The sequence below is a fragment of the Clostridium sp. CTA-19 genome (genome assembly GCF_054767855.1).
The window spans coordinates 1-12111 of sequence record NZ_BAAABH010000055.1 but is presented as its reverse complement, the minus strand read 5'-3'; the positions used below and the strand labels follow the sequence as shown (position 1 = coordinate 12111).

General features: G+C 26.0%; 10 protein-coding genes and 1 pseudogene. 10 read left to right on the top strand and 1 reads right to left on the bottom strand.

Features of this window, described 5'->3' with window-relative positions; all coding sequences use genetic code 11:
- Window positions 1–1580 precede the first annotated feature (1580 nt).
- The 7 genes and pseudogenes from ACYUE0_RS17145 (at window position 1581) to ACYUE0_RS17115 (ending at window position 7991) form a co-directional block, all read left to right on the top strand.
- Window positions 1581–2780 (top strand): annotated as a pseudogene (locus tag ACYUE0_RS17145) (MerR family transcriptional regulator).
- Between the two features lie 66 nt (window positions 2781–2846).
- The gene (locus ACYUE0_RS17140) at window positions 2847–4022 is read left to right on the top strand and encodes a DegT/DnrJ/EryC1/StrS family aminotransferase (protein WP_460271797.1); all 1176 of its coding nucleotides are present in this window, start codon (window positions 2847–2849) and stop codon (window positions 4020–4022) included.
- Between the two features lie 34 nt (window positions 4023–4056).
- Window positions 4057–5178: a DegT/DnrJ/EryC1/StrS family aminotransferase gene (locus ACYUE0_RS17135; RefSeq protein WP_216451675.1), complete on the top strand. Its 1122-nt coding sequence runs from the start codon at window positions 4057–4059 to the stop codon at window positions 5176–5178.
- 207 nt (window positions 5179–5385) lie between these two features.
- On the top strand, window positions 5386–5841 hold the full coding sequence (locus ACYUE0_RS17130) for a MarR family transcriptional regulator (RefSeq protein ID WP_460271795.1): 456 nt from the start codon (window positions 5386–5388) through the stop codon (window positions 5839–5841).
- Window position 5842: 1 nt separating this feature from the next.
- Complete coding sequence (locus tag ACYUE0_RS17125; protein ID WP_216451672.1) at window positions 5843–6388, top strand: cyclase family protein; 546 nt, start codon at window positions 5843–5845, stop codon at window positions 6386–6388.
- A gap of 511 nt (window positions 6389–6899) precedes the next feature.
- Entirely contained in the window at window positions 6900–7484 is a 585-nt protein-coding gene (locus tag ACYUE0_RS17120) for a TetR/AcrR family transcriptional regulator (protein WP_460271793.1), read from the top strand.
- A gap of 273 nt (window positions 7485–7757) precedes the next feature.
- The gene (locus tag ACYUE0_RS17115) at window positions 7758–7991 is read left to right on the top strand and encodes a hypothetical protein (protein WP_460271791.1); all 234 of its coding nucleotides are present in this window, start codon (window positions 7758–7760) and stop codon (window positions 7989–7991) included.
- A 244-nt stretch (window positions 7992–8235) separates the two neighbouring features.
- On the opposite strand, the gene ACYUE0_RS17110 is transcribed toward ACYUE0_RS17115, so the two are convergent.
- Window positions 8236–8703, bottom strand: coding sequence for a VOC family protein (locus tag ACYUE0_RS17110; protein WP_010296662.1), 468 nt, complete (start codon window positions 8701–8703; stop codon window positions 8236–8238).
- Between the two features lie 522 nt (window positions 8704–9225).
- Here ACYUE0_RS17110 and ric point away from each other — a divergent pair.
- The 3 genes from ric to ACYUE0_RS17095 all read left to right on the top strand — a co-directional run bounded on the left by ric (window position 9226) and on the right by ACYUE0_RS17095 (window position 11595).
- Window positions 9226–9945: an iron-sulfur cluster repair di-iron protein gene (gene ric, locus ACYUE0_RS17105; RefSeq protein ID WP_460271789.1), complete on the top strand. Its 720-nt coding sequence runs from the start codon at window positions 9226–9228 to the stop codon at window positions 9943–9945.
- A gap of 12 nt (window positions 9946–9957) precedes the next feature.
- A complete protein-coding gene (locus ACYUE0_RS17100) occupies window positions 9958–10764 on the top strand; it encodes a DUF438 domain-containing protein (RefSeq protein ID WP_460271787.1) in 807 nt (268 codons plus the stop codon).
- Between the two features lie 117 nt (window positions 10765–10881).
- Window positions 10882–11595: a Crp/Fnr family transcriptional regulator gene (locus tag ACYUE0_RS17095; protein ID WP_460271785.1), complete on the top strand. Its 714-nt coding sequence runs from the start codon at window positions 10882–10884 to the stop codon at window positions 11593–11595.
- The last annotated feature ends 516 nt before the right edge of the window (window positions 11596–12111 follow it).

Sequence of the window (12111 nt, the reverse complement as noted above, 5' to 3'; positions counted from 1 at the left end):
TGACAATTATGGAGGAAACTGGACTACCAGTTTCTTTGAATTTAAGGGAGTAAAATTTCAGTTTAAGATATAAAACTAAACAAAAGCTATATTCAAAGTCTACAGCCGTAACAAGAAGGACAGGCGTACCAAAGCATGTTTTCCATAAGTTATTTTTTTAGTGAAATTGAAAGATTATCAATAAAACCTAAATTAATCAAAGCCAGTCCTAAAATAGCAGCTTTGCTGCGTAGATGTTCGGGACCGACTTCGAGTAATATTGGAGAGAAACTAAAATCAACAAAAGTATCAAGTCTAAAGTATAGTAAAGTAGCCAATTACGCGTCTGTCCCTCTTGTAATGGTGTAAAAATTTTGGTGAATTGTTTTCTTAGATTTTTAGACAGTATGGAGGAAACTGGACTACTAGTTTCTTTGAATTTTAAGGGAGTAAAATTTCAGTTTAAGATATAAAACTAAACAAAAGCTATATTCAAAGTCTACAGCCGTAACAAGAAGGACAGGTTCACTTAGGTTGTACAACCATAAAAATTTCTGTACTCAATAAAATAGGCTAGATAAAATAAATTACCGAGCAAAGAACCAGTACTTGAGTTACAAAGTAGCGTATTTGTTAGGGACTGGCTTTGAACTATTATGTTAGTAATGTAAAATTAGTAGAGCATCAAATGGTAAAGAAGAAAATAAACTTACCGTGCCTGTCCCATTTGTGATGGAGCCAATGCTATAATTTGCTAGTTGCTAAGGAGTTTAGATAAAACTATGATAGGGACTGACTTTGAGTGGTGTTTAAGAAAGGTAAAATCAACAAAAGTATCAAGTCTAAAGTATAGTAAAGTAGCCAATTACGCGTCTGTCCCTCTTGTAATGGTGTAAAAATTTTGGTTAATTGCTTGTTTAGGAGTTTTAGATAGATTTTTAGAAATTAACAATGGTCAAAGGGCAATCAATTAGGAATTGACATTTGACAATGGAAAATTGACAATTATGGAGGAAACTGGACTACCAGTTTCTTTGAATTTAAGGGAGTAAAATTTCAGTTTAAGATATAAAACTAAACAAAAGCTATATTCAAAGTTTACAGCCGTAACAAGAAGGACAGGCGTACCAAAGCATGTTTTCCATAAGTTATTTTTTTAGTGAAATCGAAAGATTATCAATAAAACCTAAATTAATCAAAGCCAGTCCTAAAATAGCAGCTTTGCTGCGTAGATGTTCGGGACCGACTTCGAGTAATATTGGAGAGAAACTAAAATCAACAAAAGTATCAAGTCTAAAGTTTATAAATAATGTTGAAAAAGATAAAGTTTTGTAGAACAAAAAACATTACTCTACAATATAATATGTAATGATTAGAATTATATATTATATAAAAATAGTTTTGAAAGTTAATTTATTAACAAATTAATATAATAAATTAAAAACCTTATTATTTTTTATAATAATATCATTATTAAAAAAATATTATAAAAAAGTATTGACGTTGACGTTACGTCATGAGTTAATATATAATTGTATAATGTTACTAAATATAAATTATTATCTTGTATTAAAAAGAGAAATTGAAAGGATTTATGCTAAATGAAAGATAATTTAAAAGAACAATTTACTGTAGGTGAGTTTGCTAAAAAAGCAGGTGTAACTTTAAGAACTTTAAGGTATTATGATAAAATTGATCTTTTAAAACCTTCTTCATATAATGAAGCTGGTCATAGATTATATAGCAAAGAAGATTTTCCTAAGTTACAAAAGATATTAACTTTAAAGTTTATTGGATTATCATTAGATGAGATAAAAGATATTATGACAGAAGATTTAAAGGATAATGATTTTAAGAAGTCTCTAAAAATACAAAAGAAAATAATTAAAGAAAAGATAAACCACGAGTTTAATGTAATTCAAGCAATCGATGAAACATTAAATATGATAGAAGAAGATAAAAATTTAAATTGGAACAAGTTTATAAACATAATAAGTTTAATAAATAAGGATAATAAGTGGATGAAGCAATATAAAGATGCTTCAAATTTAAAAGCTAGAATAAACATCCATGAAAAATTTAGTATTAACGAAGAAGGTTGGATGGAATGGTTCTTTAAAGAACTACCATTAAAGGAAAATTGTAAGGTTCTAGAACTTGGCTGAGGTGATGGTAGCTTATGGGCTAAAAATTATAATAAAATACCTAAAGGTTGGGAAATTTATATAACGGATTTTTCAGAAGGTATGCTTAAAGATGCTAAGTCCAATTTAAAAGGAAAACTTAAAAGATTTCATTTTAATGTTGAAGATGCTGAAAATATTTCCTATGAAGATAAAACTTTTGATATAGTTATAGCAAACCATATGCTGTATCATTTAAATGATATAGAAAAGGCTTTAGGGGAAATAAAAAGAGTTCTTAAAAAAGATGGATATATATTTGCATCTACTGTCGGAAAGAGTCATATGATGGAAATGAGAGATTTTTTATCAAAGGTTGATGAAGAAATATTAGAAGTTGAAAGTTTTAATTTGACTAATAAATTTCAAATTGAAAATGGATATGATATTCTGTCAAAGGTTTTTAAAGATGTAGAAAGCAAAAGATATATGGATAATCTTAAGATAACAGAAGAAAAGGCACTAATTGATTATATAATTTCTATGGAAAGTGATATAGTCAAAAGACTTAATGAAAATAAACTTATAGAATTAGAAAAAATACTTGAAAAAGAAAAAGAAGAAAAAGGATATATTTATATAACTAAAGATACAGGATATTTTAAAGGAAGAAAATAAAAATTTTAAATAGTATTAAAAACTTTTTAAATAGATAAAATAATAAATAAAAGGAGCGATTTTAAAATGAGTAAAAAAATACCATTTTCACCACCAGATATTACAGAAAAAGAAATAGAAAATGTAGTTGAGGTTTTAAAATCAGGATGGATTACATCTGGTCCTAAAGTTTTAGAATTTGAAGAAAAAATGAAAACTTATTGTGAATCTGAAAATGCAGTAGCATTAGGTAGTGCAACTGCTGGTATGGAGCTTATACTAAAAGTTTTTGATATAAAAGAAGGCGATGAAGTAATAACAACTCCATATACTTACACAGCAAGTGCAAGTGTTATTCTACATAGAGGAATAAAACCAAAATTTGTAGATGTTGCAAAAGACAGTTTTATAATGGATTTAGATAAATTAGAAAAAGCTATAACTGAAAAAACAAAAGCGATAATAACTGTAGATTTTGCAGGAGTTCCTGTAGATTATGATAAAGTAAGAGCTATACTTAAAAAATTAAATAGAGAAGATATATTACTTATAGCAGATTCTGCCCATTCTTTTGGTGCTTCATATAAAGGAAAAAAAGTTGGAACACAATATGATTTTCACGTATTTTCATTCCATGCAGTTAAAAATTTAACTACATCTGAAGGTGGTGGAGTAACTTTCAATAACAACCACTTACATGGAAAAGAAGATATATTCCGTGAGTTAAAATATACTTCATTACACGGACAAACAAAAGATGCATTATCTAAAATGAAAGCTGGAGCTTGGAAATATGATATAGTAACTGATGGATTCAAGTGCAATATGTCTGATTTACATGCTGCAATAGGTGTTGTTCAATTAGATAGATATGAAGGCATGTTAGAGAAAAGAAGACAAATATTTGATATTTATAATAAAGCCTTAGAAGGCAAAGACTGGGCTATAATTCCATTTTCTAAAAATGAAGAAATGGAAACATCATATCATTTATATCCTTTAAGATTAAAAGGATTTGAAGAGGATGATAGAAATAAAGTGATAGAAGAGTTAGCTAAAAAAGACATAGCAACTAATGTTCACTTTACACCACTTCCAATGTTTACACTATATAAGCAATTAGGATATAAAATAGAAGATTATCCAAATGCATATAATCAATATAAAAATGAAATAACACTTCCAGTGTATTCAACACTAGATTTGGAAGATGCAAAATATGTAGTAGAAGAACTTATCAAGGCAGTAGAATCAGTAAAATAAAATAAATATTTTTTATAAAAAAGGAGAGATATTAGTGAAAGTAGGATTTTATACTTCAAAAAGAGAATATGATGAAAAAATGGAAGAATTTAATGAAGCTATACTAAATTCAATAAGAAACGGAGTTCAAACTCTAGGTGATGATGTAAAAGCTTTTGAAAAAGAAATACAAGAATATACAGCTGCACAGCATGCTATTGGGGTAGCTTCAGGAACAGATGCATTAGTTATGGCATCAGATATATTAAATTATAAAGATGGAAATGAAATAATAACTTCACCATTTACTTTCTTAGCATCAACATCATGCTTAGCAAAACACAAAGGAAAACCAGTATTTGTAGATATAGATGAAGAAACATTTAATATAGATACTACAAAAATTGAAGAAGCAATAACTGATAAAACAGTTGGAATTCTTCCAATTCACTTATTCTGCCAAATGGCTAATATGGATGATATAATGGATATAGCTAAAAAACACAATTTATCTGTATTAGAAGATGCAGCAGAAGCTTTCGGAATGCAATGGAAAGGAAAAGGAGACACTTATAGACACGCAGGAACTATAGGTGATATGGGAATATATTCTTTCTTCCCTACAAAAACATTAGGAGCTTATGGTGATGGTGGATTAATCGTTACAAATAATGATGAACTTGCTGATTTAACAAAAATGCTTAGAGTACACGGTGCAAAAGAGAAATATCATTATGAGTATATAGGATATAACTCAAGACTTGATAACATTCAAGCAGCTGTACTACGTATAAAATTAAAATATATCAATGATTCAATTGAAAAGAGAAACAAAATACACGATTTATATGTTGAAAGATTAAAAGATATACCTGAAATAACTTTACCAAAAGTTAAAGGTGATCAAAAACCTGTTTATTATGTATTTAATGTAACATGTGATAAGAGAGATGAATTAAATCAATATTTAAAAGATAATGGAATAGGAACAAGTATATACTATCCAATACCATTACACCTTCAAAACTGCTTTAGCTATTTAGGATACAAAAAAGGAGATTTCCCAGTAGCTGAAAGAGTATCAGAAAGAATACTAGCACTTCCAATTTATCCAGAATTAAAAGAAGAAGAAGTAGAGTATGTTTGTGAAAAAATAAGAGAATTCTATAGAAAATAATAATTTTAAAATTAAGAAATAAAACTGCCTCAAAATAGACTATGAATCTATTTTGGGGCAGTTTTTTATGGGTTTAGACCTTCTGCTTTATTAATGTTAATTTTGAAAGAATATATTGTTGACAAGGAAACAAAAATAATATAATATTATTTCCAAGGAAACAAAAATAAAAATCTTGTTTTAAAAATCAGCAAAGAGGTGATTAAAATGAATGATATAATTATAAATAAATTTAAAGAGATATATGAGAAAGAAGAATTATTAGGTAAGCTAGTTTTTAAAGGAGAATATGAAAACTACGGAATTTCAGAAATACACTGCATAGATTTAATAGGTAAAATAGAAAATCCTAATGTTACTAAAATAGCTAAAGGTATGAATATGACAAGAGGGGCAATAAGCAAGATTAGTAAAAAGCTTATAAATGCTAAGCTGATAGAAACATATAAAAAACCTAATAATGATAAGGAAATATATTTTAAATTAACAGACTTAGGTAAAAAATTATATAAACATCATGAGATAAAGCATAAAGAATGGGAAGAACGAAATGATATCTTTTTTAAAGATGTATCAGAAAAAGAACAAGAAGTTGTAGCTAATTTCTTAATAAAGTTTAATAACTATTTAGAAGAAATAATAAAATCAAAGGGAGATATATAATATGAATTTACATTTAAAAGAATTTAATATTCCAGATAAAATACTAAAATGGGGTGATTCACAACCAGCACATCAAAGACAGCATATAGGAACACATATAGATTGCTATAATCTAACAAATATAGAATTGCCATCAGAAATAGAGACGCAAATAATAGATGTTAGAAATATAGAAGTTATAGATATTAACGTAATAGATAGTATATCTATTAAAGAAAACTCTTTTATAATTTTCAGAACAGGATATTTAGAAAAGTATGGATACGGAAGTGAAGAATATTTTAATTCTGATACAAGGCCATATTTAACTAATAAGATTGTAGATAAATTATTAGATTATAATGTAAAATTAATAGGAATTGATTTAGGGGGAATACAACATGGAAAGGACCATGTTGTAATAGATAAATATGTTGAAAATAATGGTGCTTATGTTGTTGAAAATATATGTAATTTAGATAAGGTTGGTTTAGAATTTAAAGCAAATTTAAATTGGATTCAACTTGAAGGGGCTACAGCAATACAGGTTGAAATAGAAACTATATAAGCTAATTACTTAGAAAAGCTATATCTATTTTTGAAGATACTAGTGTTGTTTTATATAGATAGTGAAGAAGTTAATAAAATAAAACTGGATAGTAAAATAGGGGATAAGTATTATTATTATCGGCTATTTAAATTTAAGAATACCTATATCTGTTGGATATAGGTATTTTTAATATGTTTAAAATTCAATTTATATAAAAAAACAAAAATAAAGTTGTGATAATTGAAACTATGTTTTATTGAATACTATAGGATTTCTAAGTTACAACTAAAAATCATAACTAGCTTAAAGTTATAATTGCCATTAAAAATATGTTGAATAGGTGAATAAGTTAAAATTTCAGTTTGGAATCCTATAATTAAAGATACTAAATTTAAGAGAATAATTTTCGAATGAAGTATAATATTGACATTATCATGAATATAATATAATATATATTCATGAATAAAATATATAAAATATTCATAAGTGTAATGAATGAGCAATTCATAATTATGAAAGGGGATATAGAATGGCTAAAAATTTTTCAGATGAGGATATTAAAAAGTTAAAAAATAGTTTAAGAAAAGCTTGCGAATATAGCTGGAGAAACAATGGTTACAAAATGACAAGTATTGCTTCCCTAACAAAGGAAATAGGAATTTCTACAGGTTCATTTTACCGTTTATATGAAACTAAAGAAGAACTATTTGTTGAAGTATTTTCTATGATTCAAAATGAATTAAAAAATAAGTGGAATCAAATTATTCAATCTAACTTAGGCATTGATGGATTTAAAGAAGCACTTAAATGGCTTTTCAAAGAATATGCTAAACATCCTAGACTATATGATTTTAACAACTCAGATTACATTTTATTTTTAAATAAGTTACCTAAAGAAAGTATTGAGTATCTTAAAAAAAATAATGAGAATTTCTTTAGTGATGCTTTAGAAAATTCGAGATTAAGCTTAAAAATTCCAAAAGAAAAAGCATATGGAATTATTAGTACATTATTATTTACAGCAACTATGGAAAAAGACTTTGGCTATAACAAATATGAAATTTTTGAATTTTTGTTAGATAGTTCAATTAATAAAATCTTTAATATAAATTAAATTTGGAGGATATTAGTAATGAAAGCTTTATTAAACAAATTTCTATTTTCTATTCCAACACAAATTTCTATTATTCATTTAAGTGCTAGTACTATAACAATTTTAAGTTATATTTCAGTTATAGTTTCTGCAAGTTTGTTTCTTGTTGGGATATATATGATTTATAAGAGGAAAAAACATAGTATTAGAATTCTTTGTCTAAGTTTTTTACTGCTTATTAACCCAATGATAAATTTGATTTTAAATTAATTTATTTAGAAAGGAGATATAACTATGATTGAAAAATTGAATTCAACATTTAGTAAGGTCAATAATGCAGTTGGTATTGAGATGGATATTCCTAAACCTACAAAATCAGGATTAAAATTGAGTAGAGTTTTATCAGCAGCAATAGGTGTAGGATGTTTAACACTAGGAAGAATTTCTTCATCAAAAGTATTACTAACTTTAGGAACACTAGGTACAATAAGTGCAATTGTGACATCGCATGAAATGAAAAAATACTAGATTTCATGTTAATTATAATATAAGATTTAAGTACATATTATTATATAAAGGAAAATTATTATAATATTTATTTCTAATATTATTCATTTATAAAATTACTATCAAAATCTTAGTAAAGACTTTAATAATTTTAAAATTTGGCTATGTTTTAAGATTGTGTTGAAAGTATATATTTTTAAGGGAAGTCATTTGACTTCCCTTAATTCGTATTTTAAGAAGATTGTACATAGGTTATGCTCATAATCTACTCTAAGCAAGATTTTATATAATCAACGGATACATCCATTCTGATAGCAGTTTCTTCAATTGATAGACCACTATTTAAAAATCTTTTGACAACCATTGTAATATTTTCTCCTACTTCAATAATATGTTTATCAGGATCATAAAAACGAATAACACGCTGTCCCCAAGAATGTTCTACAATAGTATGAACATAGTTAATACCTTCAATGCTATTTATTTTTTGAATAAAGCCATTAAAATCATCCTCTTCAAAATATAACTCTGCTACATTTCCACCAAAAAAAAATTCACTATTTTGTTTGTGAATAAAATTCGACCAAGTATCTTTTGTTTGTAATGCAATCCCACCTGTTAAAGTTACATTTGCACCAAAATCAACAACAACTTCTAAACCAAGCACTTCATAGTAAAATTGTTTTGACTTTTCCATATCCGAAACAACTATCATTGGATTTAAAAATCTCATTATATTTCTCCTTGTTTTAAATTTATTTTATAAAAAATACGGTTAGCATTATTAGTGAGTAATAATAAACACAACTATTAATTAAAATAAGTTATCAACTATTAGTATGATGTTAACCTTAAATTTCCTCATTTGATAAATGCACAATTTAAAAATTCATCTTATAATCCCATAGTGCAATCATTTCCTAATTATAACATTAAGTTTTGCGCAATTAAATAAATATTCAATTTATTCTCTAAAAATTGATATTTTTATGAGTGTGAACTATATTATATTGAACTGATACATATAGTTACTGGTAACATAATTAATAATATTCATTTATAAAATTAGTGTGACAATCTTAGTAGAAATTTTAATAGTTTTAGAATTCAAATATATTTATTAAAAAACTTGATTACAATCACATTTTTATTTTTTTGTTTTATATATAATTTAGTCATAAACACAGAGTAAAAGTTTTGAATTTAGTTTTAAAAGATTCTATAATAAAAATTAAAAATTTTGGAGGAAATTAATATGATAAAAAATATAAATGAAAATAGAAAAATAAATAAAAATTTAAGTTTAAGTGAATGTGTTATCATTTATCCAGGAATTGTAGAGAAATTTAATAATATGCAATTAGATTATTGTTGTGGTGGAAATAAAAATTTAGAGGTTGCATTAAAAGAAAAAGGAATTGATGTAGATAAGTTTATTAAAAATGTAAATATAGAATTTGATAAATTTGTAGCTAATAATTCTTCATATGTAAACTGGAATGAAAAATCTTCAGAAGAATTAATCAATCATATAATAAATGTTCATCACACTAAAACCTTTGAATTATTAAATGATATTAGTCCTTTGTTATTAAAAGTATTTAAAGTTCATTATAATCATTTACCAGAAGTTTTAAAGAGAGTTAATAAGCTTTTTGGAACACTAAAATTTGAATTGGAAGAACATTTAATAAAGGAAGAAAAAGAGTTGTTTCCAAAAATAATTGAACTTGGAAAAGTAATTAATAAGAATGAAAGAGAACAGTTAATAGAAGAAATACAAAGTTTTATAGAAGAACATGAAGTAGCTGGAGATATAATCAAAGAATTAGATACTATTACAGATGGATATACTGTTCCAGAATGGGCATGTACAAGTTTTGAATTATTATATTCAAAATTGCATGAACTTGAAAAAGATTTATTTATTCATATTCATAAAGAGAATAATATTTTATTTAAAAGGTATAAATAAGGGGTGGTTAAATTGAAAAACAACACAATTATATTAAATATAGGAGCAAGCAAAGCTGCTAATGAAGAAAAAATAAAGGAATTGACTATTGTTTTAAAAGAGTTAAATAAATATGGAATAACAGAAGAATTAAAAGAAAAGGGATTAAATTTAGTTAAGTCAATAACACCTCTAGAACTGTCTATAGCAGAACAAAGTTTAATAGAAGAGGGGATGAATCCTAGTGAGTTAAGGCATCTATGCGAAATTCATATGATGGTTTTGAAAGATGAACTTGAAAAATTACAAAGTAATATATCAAAAGGACATGTTTTATATACATTAATAGAGGAGCATGAATTGATTTTAAGTTTTTTAAGAGAACTAGATGAAGTAACAAAAACAATACTAGACATGGGCAGTTTTAATAAAAATAGAGTAGAATTTGAAAAGGTAACTAAATTAATTGATAATATATTAGATGCTGAACTACATCATAAAAGAGAGGAAGATGTCTTATTTCCAGAACTTGAAGTAAGAGAAGTTACTGGACCAACTAGAATAATGAGACTTGAACATGAAGAGTTAAGAAAAAAGAAAAAGGAATTAAAAAAGTTAAGTGAATCAGTTTATGATATGGATTTTAATGAATATAAAATGAAACTGAAAAAACTTTCAAATGATATTTGTTTTGAATTAAAGGATCATATCTTTAAAGAAAATTACATATTATATCCCACAGCTTTAGAAAGTATTAAAAGTGAAACTAAGTGGGATGAAATGAAAATAAAATGTGATAACATAGGATATTGTAGTTTTACTCCTGAGGATTGCAAGTAATAAAATATATTCTATTAGTTTATAATAAAAAGTATTAATATGTTTATAAATATATTAATACTTTTTGTATTTTGAAATATGAATTAAGTGTGCAATTTTTATTAGGAGGTGTTTATTTTGGATTGTGATTTTTGCTGTGAAAAGTGTGCAAGTAAATTATATGCAAAGGAAATACCTATATTTGAATCTCTTTCTAAAGAAGAATTAGATAGGATAATAGATATAAGAAAGCATATGAGCTTAGAAAAAGGAGAAAGCTTATTTTTAGAAAGGGATAAAGTTTCAAAATTATTTATTATAAGTGAAGGAATGGTTAAATTAAGTAAAAATACTGCTTCTGGAAAAGAACAAATATTAAACATATTAAGTGTTGGAGATTTTCTTGGAGAGAGTAATATATTAGGAGAAACTTCTGAAAGCAATGTATCTGCAATTGCTATTAAAAATACTGAATTATGTACAATTTCAAGAAATGACTTAAAAGAAATATTATTTTCGAATCCTTCAATTTGTTTAAAACTTCTTTCTGAACTAAACAAAAGATTAATAGAGGTAGAAAATTTATCAAAAAATCTATCAAATAACAGTCCAGAAGCAAGAATATGTTGTATGCTCTTAGAGTTTTCAGCGAAATATGGAAAGAAAACTAATATGAAGATAGAAATAAATTTACCACTTAATAGAGAGGGAATGGCTAATTACTGTGGAATAGCAAGAGAAACATTGAGCAGAAAATTAGCCTTATTAGAAGATGAAAATATAATAAAACTTATAGGTACTAAAAAAATAATAATAAATGACTTAGAATTACTAGAAACAAAAATATTTTAGATAAAACTACGTTTAGCATTACTAGGAATAAAATGAGTAGTAATAACCACAACTATTAACTGCTCCCTATTAATTTTTAACTGAAAAAGTTCCATTCATGATGGAGCAATACTGTGAACAATTACTTATTTAGATTATTCACTAAAACCAAAGTATCGGGTACTGGTTCTTTGCTTATTAGGTGATGGGAATACAGCATTTGTGGAATCTACAGCTAAAACAAAGAAACTATCCAAAAATGAACCTGTCCCTCTTGTGATGGAAGTAGAATTTTAAATAGTTGCTTGTTTAGGAGTTTTAGATAGCTTTTTAGAAATTAACAATGGACAAAGGGCAATCAATTAGGAATTGACATTTGACAATGGAGAATTGACAATTATGGAGGAAACTGGACTACCAGTTTCTTTGAATTTAAGGGAGTAAAATTTCAGTTTAAGATATAAAACTAAACAAAAGCTATATTCAAAGTCTACAGCCGTAACAAGAAGGACAGGCGTACCAAAGCATGTTTTCCAT